The sequence below is a fragment of the Lutibacter citreus genome (assembly GCF_003260195.1).
GTDB lineage: Bacteria > Bacteroidota > Bacteroidia > Flavobacteriales > Flavobacteriaceae > Lutibacter > Lutibacter citreus.
Genome location: NZ_QEIH01000005.1, coordinates 156,548 through 173,724 on the forward strand (window position 1 = coordinate 156,548; position 17,177 = coordinate 173,724).

At 30.2% G+C, this 17,177-nt stretch carries 11 protein-coding genes; 10 read left to right on the top strand and 1 reads right to left on the bottom strand.

The window, feature by feature from the left end:
• The first annotated feature begins 192 nt into the window (after positions 1 to 192).
• From DAD81_RS11835 to DAD81_RS11855, 5 genes are all read left to right on the top strand, one after another.
• Positions 193 to 966 (top strand): XRE family transcriptional regulator, encoded by a 774-nt coding sequence (locus DAD81_RS11835; RefSeq protein WP_111708478.1) that lies wholly within the window; start codon positions 193 to 195, stop codon positions 964 to 966.
• Positions 966 to 2,366, top strand: coding sequence for an exonuclease domain-containing protein (locus tag DAD81_RS11840; RefSeq protein WP_111708479.1), 1,401 nt, complete (start codon positions 966 to 968; stop codon positions 2,364 to 2,366). The genes DAD81_RS11835 and DAD81_RS11840 overlap by 1 nt, the downstream gene beginning before the upstream one ends.
• A gap of 350 nt (positions 2,367 to 2,716) precedes the next feature.
• Entirely contained in the window at positions 2,717 to 3,457 is a 741-nt protein-coding gene (locus DAD81_RS11845) for a hypothetical protein (protein WP_111708480.1), read from the top strand.
• Positions 3,458 to 3,639: 182 nt separating this feature from the next.
• Positions 3,640 to 4,251, top strand: coding sequence for a putative signal transducing protein (locus DAD81_RS11850; RefSeq protein ID WP_111708481.1), 612 nt, complete (start codon positions 3,640 to 3,642; stop codon positions 4,249 to 4,251).
• Positions 4,252 to 4,311: 60 nt separating this feature from the next.
• Entirely contained in the window at positions 4,312 to 4,875 is a 564-nt protein-coding gene (locus DAD81_RS11855; RefSeq protein WP_111708482.1) for a hypothetical protein, read from the top strand.
• Between the two features lie 51 nt (positions 4,876 to 4,926).
• Here DAD81_RS11855 and DAD81_RS11860 read toward each other — a convergent pair whose 3' ends face one another.
• Positions 4,927 to 6,099: a helix-turn-helix domain-containing protein gene (locus tag DAD81_RS11860; protein WP_111708483.1), complete on the bottom strand. Its 1,173-nt coding sequence runs from the start codon at positions 6,097 to 6,099 to the stop codon at positions 4,927 to 4,929.
• A 169-nt stretch (positions 6,100 to 6,268) separates the two neighbouring features.
• Between DAD81_RS11860 and DAD81_RS11865 the strand changes: the two genes are divergently transcribed.
• From DAD81_RS11865 to DAD81_RS11885, 5 genes are all read left to right on the top strand, one after another.
• Positions 6,269 to 8,848: a VPS10 domain-containing protein gene (locus tag DAD81_RS11865; RefSeq protein ID WP_111708484.1), complete on the top strand. Its 2,580-nt coding sequence runs from the start codon at positions 6,269 to 6,271 to the stop codon at positions 8,846 to 8,848.
• A gap of 6 nt (positions 8,849 to 8,854) precedes the next feature.
• Entirely contained in the window at positions 8,855 to 11,533 is a 2,679-nt protein-coding gene (locus DAD81_RS11870; protein WP_111708485.1) for a VPS10 domain-containing protein, read from the top strand.
• A gap of 29 nt (positions 11,534 to 11,562) precedes the next feature.
• Positions 11,563 to 13,767 (top strand): glycoside hydrolase family 3 C-terminal domain-containing protein, encoded by a 2,205-nt coding sequence (locus DAD81_RS11875; protein ID WP_111708486.1) that lies wholly within the window; start codon positions 11,563 to 11,565, stop codon positions 13,765 to 13,767.
• A 12-nt stretch (positions 13,768 to 13,779) separates the two neighbouring features.
• The gene (locus DAD81_RS11880; RefSeq protein ID WP_111708487.1) at positions 13,780 to 15,456 is read left to right on the top strand and encodes an apiosidase-like domain-containing protein; all 1,677 of its coding nucleotides are present in this window, start codon (positions 13,780 to 13,782) and stop codon (positions 15,454 to 15,456) included.
• A 97-nt stretch (positions 15,457 to 15,553) separates the two neighbouring features.
• Complete coding sequence (locus tag DAD81_RS11885) at positions 15,554 to 17,089, top strand: sulfatase family protein (protein ID WP_111708738.1); 1,536 nt, start codon at positions 15,554 to 15,556, stop codon at positions 17,087 to 17,089.
• Positions 17,090 to 17,177: the final 88 nt, after the last annotated feature.

Here is a 17,177-nt window from a genome sequence, read left to right on the forward strand (position 1 = left end):
TTTATGCTTTAAGGTATTGTTTTGGAAGTTTTATATTGTAAAAATAGGAGTTCCAAAAGTACAGAAATACAAGTTATAAAATTAAAGTGAAAGTAGTATAATTGAATTATTTTTTTGAAAAATTAGGACATTTTCATTTTTTTGTTAACTTAGCTTATATATTTAGCATACGAAGCTTACAAATTTAGCATTATGAATTTTTTATCAAAAAACATTAAACATTTAAGAACATTAAAAGGTCTAACTCAAGAACAATTTGCACAAGAATTAAGTGTTTCTCGTTCACGTATAAGCTCTTATGAAGAAAATAGGGCAGTACCTCCAATAGATTTTTTACTATTATTATCAGACTTTTTTGAAGTTTCAATAGATATTTTAGTTAAAAATGATCTCTCTAGTGCTACAGACATAAATTTTTTAAAAATAGGAGATAAGCGGTTATTGTTTCCAATAACGGTAGATAGTGAAAATGAAGATTTAATTGAAGTTATTCCGGTGGAGGCTTCTGCAGGATATTTAAGAGGTTATTCAGACCCTGAATATATTGAACATTTAAATAAAATAAAACTTCCGTTTTTACCCACAGGAACGCACAGAGCTTTTCCTATTAAAGGAGATTCAATGTTACCAGTAAAAAGTGGTTCTTATATTGTTGCTAGATTTATTGATGATATTAGAAATTTAAAAAGTGGAAGAACCTATATAGTGCTTACTTTAAATGATGGTATAGTTTATAAACGAGTGTTTGATAAATTGGAAGAACATAATATGTTATTGTTAGTTTCGGATAATAAAAAGTATGATCCTTATTATGTTCCTTCAGAGGAAGTTTTAGAATTATGGGAATTTACGTGCAGTATTAATACTCAAGAATATGATGAGCATGAATTAAAAATAAGCAGTATTGCATCAATGCTTACACAGTTGGGTGTTGAATTAAAAGAACTTGAAAAATCAGTAAATTAATGTACGCAATAGTAGATATTGAAACCACAGGACATAGTTCAAAAATTACTGAAATTTCCATTTTTATTTTTGACGGAGAAAAAGTTATTGACGAATACACAACGCTTGTAAATCCAGAATGTAGTATTCCTCCATTTATAACCAATTTAACGGGTATTACAAATGCAATGGTTGGAAATGCTCCAAGGTTTTATGAAATTGCGAAAAAAGTACAGAAAATAACGGAAAATTGCATATTTGTAGCTCATAATGTAAATTTTGATTATAATATTATTCATAAAGAATTTAAAGATTTAGGCTTTGAGTTTAAAAGGAAAAAATTGTGTACAGTCCGGTTGTCAAGAAAATTAATTCCCGGTTTAAAATCATATAGTTTAGGAGCGCTTTGTAGTTCTCAGAATATTGAAATTCAGGATAGGCATAGAGCAAAAGGAGATGCTGAAGCAACTACAATTTTATTTGAGCAATTATTAAATTTAGATGAACATCAAATTTTAATAAATTCTTTTTTAAATCCAAAATCAAGACAAGCTTCTTTGCCACCGCTATTACCAAAAAAAATAGTAGATGAACTATCCAATAAAACGGGAGTTTATTATTTTAAAAACGATAAGGATGAAATTATTTATGTTGGAAAAGCTAACAATATAAAACAACGAGTAATAAGTCATTTTTATGATAAAGCACGGAAAGAAGTTTCAATGTGTATGGAGACGGCAGATGTAACTTATGTTGAAACAGGAAGTGAATTAATAGCGTTGTTGTTAGAATCTTCTGAAATAAAGAAAATATATCCAAAATTTAATAGAGCGCAAAGAAGATCACCCGAAAGTATAGGGTTGTTTAGTTATGAGGATAGAGAAGGAGTTGTGCATTTGGCTTATAACCGTTTAAAGTTAATTTCTAATCCGTTAATGAAGTTTTATAATGTTTCAGAATGTAGAAGTTTTTTGGAGAAATTATGCGAAGAATTTAAACTTTGTCCAAAATATTGTAGCCTACAATCTAACGTTAGTACTTGTTTTCATTACCAATTAAAACAATGCAAAGGAATTTGTAAAGGGGACGAAAAGGTTGGTTCTTATAATAAACGGGTTGCTAAAGCAATTAAATCTATTAAATTTAAAACAGAAAATTTTGTTATAAAAGAAAACGGAAGAGAGAAAAATGAAAATGCTTATGTGTTGGTTTTAAATGGTATTTATAAAGGTTTTGGATTTTCTAAAGACTCTAAAGAATTAATATCTGCAAATGATTATAATGAAATTATTACTGGTAGAAAAGATAATCATGATGTGAATAGAATATTAAGATCTTATTTAAAAAATAATTCTCAAAACATAAGAAATTTAAGTCAAGCAACTATTGAAATTGAAACATTAGATTTGTTTTCTTTTTAGACTTCTACTCTTATTTAAATATGTTTACTTCTACATTTTGTAATTAAAAATATAAAGCGATTAAATAGAGGTAATAGTTCATAAAATAACTTAATACAGTTTTCAATATTATTTGTAGAATTCACGAAATAATAACTTGTGTTTTTTATAAATTAATGAAGTATTTTCTTGAAAAGTATTTATATTTCACTATATTACAATAAGTTATGTGTAATTTTAGCGTAATAACCCCCTATTTTTTTAGTTGAAAGTAATAATATTTTCTTAAATAAACTCCTTTATTTCAACTTCAAAAGTTAATTTGATATCATTAAATACTGATATATAATTACTAACTAAAACTTTTTATTATGAGAACAAGAAAAATTGTATTATCAATGTTCATAATTGTTGGGTTGCTCTTCAATTTAAACACAATTGCACAAGAAAAAGAAAAGAAAACTTACAAAATGGCAGAAATTACTTATATGCTGCCTAAAATTGGAATGGAGAAAGCATTTGAGGATGCGGTAAAAGGTCACAATGAAAAATATCATAAAACAGGACCTTACAAAGCCGGATTAGACCAAATATTAACTGGTGAAGAAACAGGTTGGTATGTTTGGGCAATGGGACCTTGTATGTTTTCAGATTTGGATAATAGACCAAAAGATGATGCTCATAGCAGTCATTGGGATAAAAATGTTTCACCTACAATTGAAAAATATGGTAGAAGTGAATATTGGAAATTTTTACCAGAAGTATCTGTTTATTCTGGAGAATCTAAACCTAAACTTATAGAGATTTGGATTATGGAAATTGAAAAAGAAAATGAACATTTCTTTTCAAGGTTATTGGATATGGTTAAAAAAGTTCATATAAAAAACGGTAATGAATATAGAGTTTACAATAACTTATTAAAAGAAAATAATGGAAGAGATAAAGCCATTATTTTTGAACAGAATAATTGGGCAGAGTTGGATGAAGATAGTGAATTTATGAAAACATTTAAAGAAATGTATAAAGAACCAAATTCTTGGGAGGATTTTTTAAAGGATTGGAGAGAAATGGTTAAATCAAACAAATCTCAGATTTGGAGAGTAGGAATTTAATTACTACTTATAAAGTATAAATCTAAAACACGGGAGGTAATTTTTATTTCTCGTGTTTTTTTTATTAAATTGTTATAGTTTCTTAAGTTAATAATACAATATTTGAAAGGTTTTTATAGATGATTTTTAAAAGCTAAATTCATTTTAAATAAAATAGTATATTAGCCCAATGACTATTATTTATGAACGATAAAAAACCATTTATTAAATTAGATTTAACGATGTTTGAAAACAACGGAAAGGTTGAGTTTGTTCATGTTGTTAAAAGAAATAGGTATAAAGCAGCGAAGGCTCTTACTGGTTTTTTAGTTGGATTAAAAAATGAGGCAACTGATTCTAAAGAAACATCTCGAATTATAGTTAAATTTATCTCAAATCAAAAAATAACTAAAGATGAAGAGAAGCATTTAAAAACTCAAGTTTATGATGTTTTTAAAATTCTAGGAATTGGAGTGCCTTTTATTTTAATACCAGGAGCCACACTATTAATACCTTTTTTATTAAAAGCAGCAGAAAAAAAAGGAATAGATTTAATTCCTTCAAATTTTAGAGGGAATAATGAAATAATTAATCAAAAAATTATGAGTTTAGTAACAATTAAAAGATCGCATATAGAAACTGAATTATTGGTTTTAAAAAGTAAGCTAGAGTCTGAAGGAATAAAATGCTATTTGAAAAATGAATTTACTACTCAAATAATGACCCATATGGCAACATTCGATGTTGAATTACAAGTGTCACAAGAAGATCTTACAAGAGTTAATCAAATTTTAGATGAAATAAAGAATAATTAAATAATAACATAAATTTGGTGTGATTTTTGATTTTCCTTTCCAAATTTTAAAAACTATTAAATGAACAAGATTTTAGTTACACTTACAATATGCCTATTTACTTTAATTGTTAAATCTCAAAATACAAGTGTAGAAAAGTCAATTTTTGGAGTTCAAACTGGTTTTTTAGGAATTTGGGTTCATAATGAATCTAAATTATCAAATCAATTTGCATTAAGAAGTGAAGTTGGGTTTGATACAGGTGTTTTTGAAAATAATATTTATGATAAAGCTGGTTTTATTTTAGTGCCAACTATTACTTTAGAACCTCGTTGGTATTACAATTTAAAAAAACGAGAAAATAAATCTAAACGTATAGACGGAAATAGTGGAAATTTTATAGCACTAAAAACAACCTATCATCCAGATTGGTTTATAATTTCAAATGAAGATAATATAAATTTCATCAGTGATATTTCCATAATTCCTACATGGGGTATTAGAAGAAATATTGGAAATCATTTAAATTTTGAAACTGGTTTCGGAATTGGTTATGTTCACTATTTTGAAGAACACAATTTTATTTTAATTGATGATAGTGATGTTACTATAAACTTACATTTAAGAATTGGTTATAGGTTTTAATATTAAATAATTCAATATTTCATATTGGATAATTGCTGAAAATGTAAACTATTATTCTATAATTTCTAATTCAATTAATTCACAATCCATAACATTTCGTTTTAAGCCATTTACTTCAAATAAGGCATTAAATTCTGAATCTGGTTTGGGTATTTTTTTATAAAATTCTTTCAATTTTTCTTTTGAAGTAAACATTTTTAAAGTTGCAATAACACCAATATCGTGATTTGAAGCAAAAAATAGAGAATAGTTACCATTGTCTAATTTTTGGTAAGAAACCATAGTGTATTCTTTATAATCTACCTTGCCAATATTTGGTACATAGTGTTTTGTTTTATTATCTTTTTTATAAGTATAACCATCAATTTCAGCCTTAAAAACTTTACTGTTTTTTAAAAAGATAGATTTACTTGTGGTCATATATTTTGATTGACCAATATAAATTATATTTTTATCTGCGTAATCAGAATATTGAATTTGGCTCTCTAATTCAAGATCAAAATTACTATCAAATTTTTGAAACCATTGGTCTAAATAATGAATGCCAAATGGTGCCATTTTAGTCATTATTGTAAAACTAGTCTCTTTAATAGATAAATTGGGATATTTTTTTTCATACTTTTCAAAAGTACTAGTACTAATAATATCGGGGTACATTGCAAAATGAGAATTTATTTTAGATGTTCTATCAGAAACAATAAATTTATCAGCAATTATACACAGCGAATTATTTTTTGTTAAATAAGGTTTCCATAAATAAGTTTCTTCGTTGTTTTTAATGCCGAAAAAAGTGACTAAAGCGATAGCAATAATTCCTAGAGCAATTAAAACTGGTTTAATCGGAACCCGAAAATTTATATGTGTTTTTAAAGTAGTCTCTTTTTTTTCTTCAATTCTATTATCTTGAAAAGCTAAATTGTATTGTCCTTTTTCAATATGAAATTTAAGAGGGTCATTTGCCCCTGGTCCTTTATAATATTCTGCTAATTTTTTTCTAAGATTATAAACGTAAACACGAACCTTACTACTGTTTTTTTCTACATCATAATTTTTGCCCCAAAGCTTTATAGCAATAGTTTGTTCTTTTACATCTTTGCCTTCAACTGCTTGATCAATTAGATATTTTAAAACACGTTCTAATATAGAGGATCGTTTAAAAATACGGTCAGATTTTATCTTTTTAAATGCTTTTTCTATTTCTTGAAAATCGAAATTACCTTTCATTATTTTTATTGATATTCTACTGATAATAAGATTATTAACTATGTTTAAATAACGGTTTTTAAACTGTTTAATTAACCTCAAATATAGTGATTTGTTATAGTATAATAAACATTAAGCACCTATTTGTTTAATAAATCAAGTTAAATTGTGTCATCAAATATATTTAAAAATGAGAAAACTTTATTATTTAATTCTTTTAATTCCCTTTTTAGCTACATCTCAAATTGATAAAGCTTTTTTTAAAAAAATAAAAAAAGAAAAAATCACGTCAAATTCATCTATTGAATGGAAAAATTTTGGACCTGGGATGTCTGGTTATAATGAAGAATTTTGGTGTCATCCAACAGATAAAAACGTCATGTTTATGGGCCCAGATATGCATGTTGCATATGGAAGTTGGGATAACGGAAAATCTTGGCAAACAATAAAAGATAGTGATGGTTTTGGAAAAGGTTTAGAACGTGTACTCGATATTGAATTTTCAACTAAAAATCCTGATTTTGGACTTGCTTTAGAACGAAAAGGAAAAATATTTGAAACAACCAATAGAGGAGGATCTTGGAGTTTAATTTATACAATTCCAGGTGCTACTAAATACGGAACAAATGTACATACTCAAATAGCAATACATCCAACAAACGATGATATTTGGTTTGTAGGAGCTGGAGATTTTTGGAATGTGAAAGAAAACCATAGATCTATAAAAAATATACATGGAAAGATACACCCAAGAGCAAAATACGGATATGTTTTAAAAACTACCAACCACGGAAAATCTTGGAAAAAAGTAGCAACTAATATTTCAAAAGATTTAGATGTTGCTCGTGTTATTTTCAATCCAAAAAATCCTAAACAACTTTTTATTGCAACTAATTATGGAGTTTTTGTAAGCAATAATGAAGGTGAAGACTGGAAACCAAGTGGTAAAGGATTACCAAATAATTTACCTCGAGATTTTACTTCTTATTACAATACAAAAACTAAAGAGTTTGTTTTGTATTTAGTAGAACAAACTATTTACGAGCCAAAAGGTAAAACTATTTCAACAAAAGGAGGTGTTTATAAAAGCACAAACAATGGCGAAAGTTGGGAAAACATTACGGGTAATTTAGGTGTGAATTTTAATGAAATTAAAGATGGTTCACATAGAAATAATTATCATAAAGTATTAAGTTATTTTTTAGGTGAAAATTCAAAAAAACTATATCCTCAATTTCCTGAGAATACATATTCAGAATTTAATAGAATAGTAGTTAATCCTATAAACAAAAATGAAATTTACTTAGTAGCTAACCAACGCCACGATAAAAGTTTTGGACCTGGAGATGCTTGGAAAACTGAAGATGGAGGGAAAACGTGGGTAATTACTGCACGTTCTGGTGAATACTGGTTAAATAAAAAAGATAAAGCATATTGGGAAAGTAAAGGTAATCCAACAGGAGCTAATGTTGAATTTTCTCACGTTGGTCGTTCTTATGAAGAACAAAGTGAAACTAGATTTGGAAACAGAATGTTAGCCATTAATTCAATAGGAGAAGTATTTATTGGAGTTGGGCAACAAACTCAGCGTTCTAATGATAAAGGAAACTCTTGGCAACAAATTGATGATTATGAAACAAAACCTGGCAGTAATGCTTGGGTTGGTCGTGGTGATAGTAATTTACCAGGAAGGTTTATGTTGTTGGAGACAGGAATTAAAGACCGATACTTATTATGTTCTGGAGAGCACGGTTTATGGCAAACAGCCGATTTAGGTGATTATCCAGATAAAGATGCAGTTGCAGTTACGCAAATTGAAGGGCAGGTGCACGATCATAGTGGGAATCACGGAGCACACTCAATATCTACAGTAGCTGTTCATCCAAATGATCCAAATACAATTTATATTTTATCTTGGAGACAAGAGCATAGAGGGAAACTTCGAAGAACTACGGATGGAGGAAAAACGTGGAAGAATATTTCAACAATTTTTGAAGGAAAAAATAGTCCACATCAAGGATTAGCAATGACTTACAATTTAACAATAGATCCTAAAGATCCAAATAATATGTATTTCACTTCAATTAGAAAACCAATTTCTGAAGTTGGTAGTTCTGTAAATGAAAATGTGCTAACAAAAGGAGGTTATGGCGTATATAAATCTACGGATGCTGGAATTACTTGGAGTCTTCATAACAATGGTTTACCAGAAAAAGCAAGTGTAAGAAGAATAAAAATGCACCCAGACAATTCAGAAATATTGTATGCTTGTTTAAACAAGAAAGGAGCTAAAGAACCTTCTGGTTTATATATTTCAACTAATAAAGCTAAATCTTGGAAGAAGATGAATATTCCTTCGGAAATAGAAGGTGTAAACAACATTTTTATTGATAGAAATACAAAAGATATGTATTTGTCTGCGGGATATAGAGTTGGTTCTATTGAAACTGGAGGTGTTTGGAAAAGTACAAACAACGGTAAAACTTGGACAAAGTTCTTTAAAGCTCCTTATGTATGGCAAACAGAAGTTTCTCCAATAAATTCAAAATTTATTATGGTAAATGTACCTGCTCAAGTTGAAACAAAATTTGATCAATTTAAAAATCCAGGAATTTATTTAACAAAGGATGGTGGAAAAAGTTGGGCTAAAATTAATAAAGGTATTGGTCAGCCAGATAAAATGGTAGATTTAAAATTTGATCCATATAACGAAAATATTATTTGGAGTGCTGCTTGGGGAAGTGGTTGGTTTAAAGCAATTATTAAATAATTCAATATGAAAAAAATCAACATTCTTTTCAGTTTAGTTCTTACAGCTTCATTTATTGTTAGTTGTAATCAAGATACAATTAAAGCTAAAGAAACCTTTTTTAGTAAGTTAAGAACTGAGAAGTTACAATCTGATCAAAGTATTGAATGGAAGAACTTTGGACCAGGAATGTCTGGTTATAACGAAGAGTTTTGGTGTCACCCAACAGATTCAAATGTGATGTTTATGGGGCCAGATATGCATGTTGCATACGGAACTTGGGACAATGGAAAAACTTGGCAAACAATTAAGGACTCTGATGGTTTAGGGCTTGAAATGAAACGAGTTTTAGACATAGAGTTTTCAATGCAAAATGCTGATTTTGGAATGGCTTTAGATTGGAATGGTTGGGTTTATGAAACTACAGATAGAGGTCATTCTTGGACTAAAACAGAAGAATTGGGTAAAAGCTATAAGGAAGTAGGTATAGATCCTAATGATTTAAATTCTTTTGAAAAAGGTTGGTATTACGAACAAGAAGGAACTCGCCATAGTGAATTAGCTGTTGATCCTACAAATGAAAATATTTGGTATGTGGGTGCAGGTGATTTCTGGAATGTAAAAAATAATAAAAGAACAAAAGCAAATCCATATGGTACTGTTTTAAAATATGCATCTTACGGATATATTTATAAATCTATAGATAAAGGAAAATCTTGGAAAAAGATTACAAATGGTTTACCAAAAAATACTGATGTAGGAAAAATTATAATAGATCCAAATAACAATAATAATGTTATTATGGCAGCTAATATTGGTTTACTGCATAGTTTTGACGGTGGTTTGTCTTGGGAAAGTATAGTAAAAGGTTTACCAAATAATATACCTAGAGATTTAACTTCTTATTACAATAAAAAAACTAAAGAGTTTGTGCTATATTTAGTGGAACAAACAATTTACGAGCCAAAAGAAAAAAGTATTTCAACTAAAGGCGGAATTTATAAAAGTGTTGATGGTGGTAAAAATTGGGTAAGCATTACTGGAGATTTAGGTGTGAATTTCAACAAAATAAATTACGGAGCACATAAAAATAATTATCACAAAGCATTGAGCTTCTTTTTAGGAGAGGATTCAAAAAAACTATACCCAATATTCCCTAAGAATACCTATTCAGCTTTTAATAAAATAGTTGTAAACCCTATTAATAAAAATGAAATTTATATAGTTGCAAATCAACGTCACGATAGAAGTTTTGGACCTGGAGAAGCTTGGAAAACTGAAAATGGTGGAAAAAATTGGGTAATTTGCGCACGTGCAGGTGAATATTGGTTAAATAAAATAGATAAAGCTTATTGGGAAAATAAAGGAAATCCTATAGGAGCAAATGTTGAGTTTTCTCACGTTGCTCGTGCTTATGAAGAACAAAGTGAAACACAATTTGGAAATAGAGTATTAGCAATAAATTCAAAAGGAGATGTTATTATAGGTGTTGGTCAACAAACACAAAGATCTACAGATGGAGGAGTAACTTGGCCTCAGATAGACGATTATGAAACTTCAAAAGGAAGTGGAAAATGGATAGGTTGCGGAGATAGTAATTTACCAGGAAGATTTATGTTGCTTGAAACAGGAATTCCAGAAAGAAGATTATTGTGCAGTGGAGAACACGGTTTATGGCAAACTACCGATTTGGATGGTTGGCCAGATAAACAAGCAGTTGCTGTTGAACAAATAGAAGGGCAAGTAAATGATCATAGTGGAAATCACGGAGCTCATTCAATATCTACGGTTGCTGTGCATCCAAATGATTCAAATACTATTTATTTTTTAGCTTGGCGTCAGGAACATAGAGGTAAATTGCGTAAAACTACTGATGGTGGGAAAACATGGAGCACTATTGCTACAATTTTTGAAGGAGCTAACGGTTCTTGGCAAAATTTAGCTCCGCAAAACTCATTAATTATAGATCCAGTGAATCCAAATAATATGTATTTCTGTGCTACTTCGGTAAAAATTTCAGAAATAAGTGGTTCACCAGCAGAACCATTAACAAAAGGAGGTTATGGTTTTTACAGATCTTTTGATGGAGGCTATACATGGGAATTGAGTAATAATGGTTTTCATAAAAATATGAGCGTTAGAAGAATTGCTATGGACCCAAGCAATCCAGAAACTTTGTATGCTGCTTTAAATGATGATAATGGAGGACTGTACAAATCAACAAATAAAGGTAGTAATTGGGAAAGAGTATTAATTCCTTCTGTAATAAAATCGGTGAACAATGTTTTTATAGACAGAAATACAAAAGACATTTTAATTAGTACAGGTAGAAGAACAGGTACTTATGAAGAAGGAGGTGTTTGGAGAAGTAAAAATGGAGGAGAATCTTGGGAGCAAATTTTTAAAGCGCCTTATGTTTGGCAGGCTGAAACTTCACCTGTAAATTCAAAATTAATAGTAGTTAATGTTCCTGGGCAAATAGTAAGTATGGCTCATAATTTTATGAATCCGGGTATTTACCTTTCAAAAGATGATGGTGAAAATTGGACTAAAATAAATAAAGGTTTAGGTCAACAAGATAAAATGGTTGATGTAAAACCAGATCCTTATAATGAAAATGTTATTTGGAGTGCAGCTTGGGGCTGTGGTTGGTATGTAGCTTATTTAAATGGAACAAAAGAAGGTTATTTAATTACAGAAAAATAAAATACTAATTGATTGCAAATATTTAAAAAATGAAAAACAGAATTTACACTAGAAATTTAGTTTTATTACTTCTAATTTTAGGTCCTTTATTAGTAAAAGCACAAGAAGTAGACTTTTCTTATCTAAAAAAGGATTTACCGGTTGAAGTTAGAGCTGAATTATTAGTTTCTCAAATGACTTTGGATGAAAAGATAGGACAAATGACGCATTATGCAAATGAAATTTCAAGGCTAAAAGTACCAGATTATAATTGGTGGAGTGAAGCTTTGCATGGGGTTGCACGTAATGGAGAGGCTACAATTTTCCCACAGGCTATAGGATTTGGAGCTACTTTTGATCCTGAGTTAATCGAAAAAGTGGCAGATGCAATTTCAACAGAAGCAAGAGCTAAATTCACTATTGCTCAAAGTATGGGAAACCATAGTAAATATGCAGGATTAACCTTTTGGTCACCAACAGTAAATTTGTTCCGTGATCCAAGATATGGTCGTGGTCAGGAATGTTATGGAGAAGATCCATTCTTAATGTCTAAAATTGGGGTTGCATATGTAAACGGTTTACAAGGAAATGACCCTAATATGTTAAAAGCTGCAGCCTGTGCTAAGCATTTTGTAATGCATTCTGGCCCGGAACATAATAAGCTTAAATTTAATGTTGAAGTTTCTAAGCAAGATCTTTATGAAACGTATTTCCCTCCATTTAAAGCATTAGTTACTGAAGCTAAAGTTGAAGGAGTTATGACTGCTTATAATATGGTATTTGGAAAACCTTCTTGTACTAGTGAGTTTTTGATAAAAGAAACATTAAGAGATAACTGGAAATTTGATGGGTATGTAACTTCAGATTGTGGAGCCATAAGCGGTGCTGCAGGAAACCAAGGTTATGTGAAATCAAGTCTTGAGGCTGCTGAGTTAGCTTTAAAAGCGGGAGTGAATTTAAATTGTGGTGGAACTTATAAGCAATTAAAAACGGCAGTTGAAAAAGGAATGATTACCGAAGAATTGATTCATAAAAGAGTGGTTCAGTTATTTAAAACCCGTTTTCGTTTAGGTTTATTTGATGAAGATAATAATCATAAATACACTAAAATTGGTCCTGATCAAATTCACAGTGCAGAGCACGTTGCTTTGGCAAGAGAAGTTGCTCAGAAATCAATAGTATTATTAAAAAATAAAAACAATGTATTACCATTATCACCAAAAATAAAAATTCCTTATATAACAGGTCCTTTTGCAAATTCAAATGATGTTTTAATGGGAAGTTATTATGGAGTTAGCACAGGGTTAGTTTCAATAATGGAAGGAGTTACAGGAGCTGTTTCTAAAGGTAGTTCACTAAATTATAGAACAGGAGCTTTACCTTTTCAAATTAATCCAAACCCTAAAAATTGGGCGCCAAATGTAGCAGCTGAAGCAGATGTTACAATATGTGTTGTTGGGACAACAAGGTATTTAGAAGGGGAGTCGGTAGATGCAATAGCTTCAACTCATAGTGGCGATAAAGTAGATTTAAAATTGCCTGAAAATCAAATAAGATATATTCATCAATTAATTGAAAAGAAAGGTGATAGTCCTTTAATATTGGTAATAGCAAGTGGAGGGCCGGTTTCTTTGGAAGGAATTGAGGAACACTGTGATGCTATTCTTCAAATGTGGTATCCAGGGGAACAAGGTGGTAATGCTGTTGCAGATATATTATTTGGAAAAATTTCACCTTCTGCACGTTTGCCTATAACGTTTCCTAAAAATGTAGCTCAATTGCCGTCTTATGATGCATACTCTATGAAAGGGCGTACCTATAAGTATATGACAAAAGAACCTATGTTTCCATTTGGATTTGGGTTAACATATTCTAAAACTGAATTTAAAAACATGACTTTAAACGCTGAAAAGTTGAAAGTAAAAGATGCTCTTGAAGTTAATGTAGAAGTTGCCAATACTGGTGATTTTAATATTGATGAAGTTGTTCAACTATATATTTGTCCAGAAGATATTTCAGGTGGAATTCCAATGAAAAGTTTAAAAGCATTTAAACGAATTTCTTTGGCTAAAGGAACGGCTAAAATGATTTCTTTTTCTATTAAACCAGAAGATTTAAAAGTGTATAATGAAGAAGGTGAAAAAGTATGGAGAAAAGGAAAATATAATGTTGTAGTAGGGAATTCTTCTCCAGGAGAATTAAGCATAAAACTTGGTGCAGCTGTGCCTCAGGAAATGATTATTCAACTGAAATAAAAAACAGATCTAATGAAAAAAATATTTTTCATCTTATTATTCGCTTTGGTTTTTGTGCAAACAAGTTTTGCACAAATTAAAGTTTATGAAAACACAAAAGCAAATAAAGCTATTAAAACTGTTCAATGGGAAGTAAATGATTTGGTATTTAAAACGAGGAAGGAAATTAAATCTCCACATCTTGAAAATGTTTTTGCTGTTGTAAAAGGATCTGATGGTATACAAAAAATACCATTGTTTTATAATGGAAATAAGGAATGGGTATTTCGTTTTTCAAGTTCAGTAATTGGCACAAAAACATTTGTTTTAAAGTCTAAGATTAGAGACCTAAACGGGAAAAAAGGGAAATTCACTATTTCAGAAAATAAGAAAAAAGAACGACACGGTGGAATTGTAAAAAACGATGATGATAAAAGACATTTTTATTATGAAGATGGTTCGCACTATTTTAATCTAGCATTTGAATGCGATTGGTTGTTTGCGTTGGATTATGGTCAAAAAGAGATTGCTAAAACAAAGCACCTTTTAAATTTAATAAACCAAAATGGATTCAATCAAATAGTTATGAATGTGTATGCTTATGATCCAGATGTAGATTGGGTGAAGGATGAACAATTAAAAGAGAATCCGCAACATGATTACGGTGCAAGAGAAGATATTTTTCCTTTTTTAGGATCTAACTCTAATCCTGATTATTCAGATTTAAATTACGATTTTTTCAAGCATTTTGATAAGGTAATTGCCGGAATGCACGATAAAGAAATTGTAAGTCATTTAATGATTTATGTTTGGAACAAGCGTGTTGTTTGGCCAAAAGCAGGTTCAGATGCAGATAATATGTATTATGATCACATTATTAAGAGATACCAAGCTTTTCCAAATATGATTTGGGATGTTTCTAAAGAAGCAGCTAGTAAAATTGCTGTTGCACAAAATAAAAATATTGTGCAGCATCTTGAAGAACGTATAGATAGAACCAGAAAGTTAGATGCCTTCAATCGATTAGTATCAATACATGATTTTGGTTTTTGTAAAAATCATAAAGACCAAGTTGATTTTATTTCTACACAAGATTGGAAATTATCACTTCACGAAAGCATGTTAAAAGTTTATAACCTTTTTCCAGATAAACCAGTATTCAATATTGAACATGGAGGGTATGAAGAATCTCCTTACAATGTTTTTCCTGGAGGGTTCTCTAATGCAGAAGAATGTTTAAGAAGAAATTATGAATGTTTATTTGCAGGAGTTTACACAACCTATTATTGGCAGGCGGCATCTTGGAATGCCATAATTCATAATCCGTTTGAACAACCTGAAGGAGTTATAAAACCTCGATTTGACTATTTCAAAAATATGAGAAAACTGTTTGATACAGTGAATTTCGAAAACTTTGAACCAGTAACCAAGTACAATCCGAGATCGTATACATTATCCAATTCTAAAGACGGTGTTGTATTGCAGTATTTCCCAAAGGAAGTGCATTCAGATGATATAAAACGAATGCTTAATACTGAGTTTAATTATGAAAACGCTACGTGGCAATGGTTTAATACATTAACAGGAGAATTTACAAAAGAAGAAAAGCTAGTATTTAAACATAAATATGGCTTTTGGGATTGGCGTCCTTGGAGAAATGAAGCCGATGCAATATTAATTATTAGAAATTTAGAATCAAAAAAGAATTAAAATTTATAAGATGAAACGAGCTTGCTTAAATTTAATAACTAAAGAAAAGACTAATAGCGAACGCGAGATCTACCCTATTAAAAATAAAAAAAGACACATGAAATTAAAAAATATTTTCACATTCCTATTATTTTTAGGATTGTTATCAGTACAAGCACAAAATAAGAAAGCTCTAAGCGGAGTTGAAGCTAAACCAAATATTGTTGTAATTTATTTAGATGATTTAGGATACGGAGATATAAGTTCTTATGGGGCAACAGAATTACAAACTCCAAATATTGATGTTTTTGCAAATGAAGGTGTGAAATTCACTAATGGTTATGCAACTTCAGCAACTTGTACTCCAAGTCGTTATGGTTTATTAACAGGAGTATATCCTTGGAGAAACGCAAAAGCAAGAATTCTTCCGGGTTCTGCACCATTAATTATTTCAACAAAACAGGAAACATTACCAAAAATGCTTAAAAGAGCAGGGTATCAAACTGCTATTGTTGGTAAATGGCATTTAGGTTTGGGTTCTGGAAATGTAAATTGGAATGAACATATTACTCCTGGTCCAAATGAAGTTGGTTTTGATGATGCGTATATTTTAGCAGCAACTCAAGATCGTACGCCTACGGTTTATATAAAAGATGGATTTATTGATGGACTTGACCCAAAAGATCCTGTTTTTGTTAGCTATAAAAAGAATTTTGATGGTGAACCAACGGGATTAGACAATCCAGAATTAACTACAATGAAATGGCATCACGGTCACAATAACAGTATTGTAAACGGAATTCCAAGAATTGGCTATATGAAAGGTGGAGAAGCTGCAAAATGGAGTGATGTAGACATGGCTGATCATTTTTTAGAAAAAGCTCAAGCGTATGTTCGTACTCATAAAAGCAAACCATTCTTTTTATACTATGCATTGCAACAACCACACGTACCGCGTACTCCAAACCCACGTTTTGTAGGTAAATCTAAATTAGGACCTCGTGGTGATGTAATTTTGGAAGCAGATTGGTGTATTGGAGAGTTTATGAAAACTTTAAAAGAAGAAGGTGTTTTAGAAAATACATTAATTGTTTTTTCAAGCGATAATGGACCAGTTTTGCAAGATGGTTATTTTGATGATGCTATTGAAAAATTAGGAAAACATGCACCTGCAGGAAAATTACGTGGAGGTAAATACAGTTTGTTTGATGCTGGTACTCGTGTACCTTTTATGGTATATTGGAAAGGGACTATTAAACCAAAAGAATCAAAAGCTTTAGTTTGTCAGGTTGATTTATTGGCTTCTTTTGCAAAATTGGTTAATGAGAAAGCAGATATGAGTGATAGCGAAAATATGCTACCAGCTTTATTAGGGAAAAGTAAAAAAGGGCGTGAGAATATTGTACTTGAAGCAGGAGGTAAAACTTCTTACAGAAAAGGAGATTGGGTATTAATTCCTCCTTATAAAGGGGAGAAATTGAGCTGGCATTCTTTAGTGGAAACAGGAGTTGACAGAGAATTTCAATTGTATAATTTAAAGAAAGATGTTGGTCAAACTAACAATTTAGCACCATCTAATCCTAAAATGGTGAAAAAATTATTGGCTGAATTTGAAGCAATTAGAGGAAAAGACTATTCAAATATTAAAAAATAAAATTTTCTTCAACCTAAACTTGTTTCAGGTTCTCATAGTGATTAGTAACCAGTATGATGAAATTCTGAAACAAGTTCAGAAAGACGCC

Excerpts from the sequence above, each read along its gene's own strand:
- DAD81_RS11845 (WP_111708480.1), top strand. The coding sequence starts at position 2,717 with ATGAGAACAAGAAAAATTGTATTATCAATGTTCATAATTGTTGGGTTG.
- DAD81_RS11860 (WP_111708483.1), bottom strand. The coding sequence starts at position 6,099 with ATGAAAGGTAATTTCGATTTTCAAGAAATAGAAAAAGCATTTAAAAAG.
- DAD81_RS11835 (WP_111708478.1), top strand. The coding sequence starts at position 193 with ATGAATTTTTTATCAAAAAACATTAAACATTTAAGAACATTAAAAGGT.
- DAD81_RS11870 (WP_111708485.1), top strand. The coding sequence starts at position 8,855 with ATGAAAAAAATCAACATTCTTTTCAGTTTAGTTCTTACAGCTTCATTT.
- DAD81_RS11840 (WP_111708479.1), top strand. The coding sequence starts at position 966 with ATGTACGCAATAGTAGATATTGAAACCACAGGACATAGTTCAAAAATT.
- DAD81_RS11875 (WP_111708486.1), top strand. The coding sequence starts at position 11,563 with ATGAAAAACAGAATTTACACTAGAAATTTAGTTTTATTACTTCTAATT.
- DAD81_RS11865 (WP_111708484.1), top strand. The coding sequence starts at position 6,269 with ATGAGAAAACTTTATTATTTAATTCTTTTAATTCCCTTTTTAGCTACA.
- DAD81_RS11885 (WP_111708738.1), top strand. The coding sequence starts at position 15,554 with ATGAAATTAAAAAATATTTTCACATTCCTATTATTTTTAGGATTGTTA.
- DAD81_RS11880 (WP_111708487.1), top strand. The coding sequence starts at position 13,780 with ATGAAAAAAATATTTTTCATCTTATTATTCGCTTTGGTTTTTGTGCAA.
- DAD81_RS11855 (WP_111708482.1), top strand. The coding sequence starts at position 4,312 with ATGAACAAGATTTTAGTTACACTTACAATATGCCTATTTACTTTAATT.
- DAD81_RS11850 (WP_111708481.1), top strand. The coding sequence starts at position 3,640 with ATGAACGATAAAAAACCATTTATTAAATTAGATTTAACGATGTTTGAA.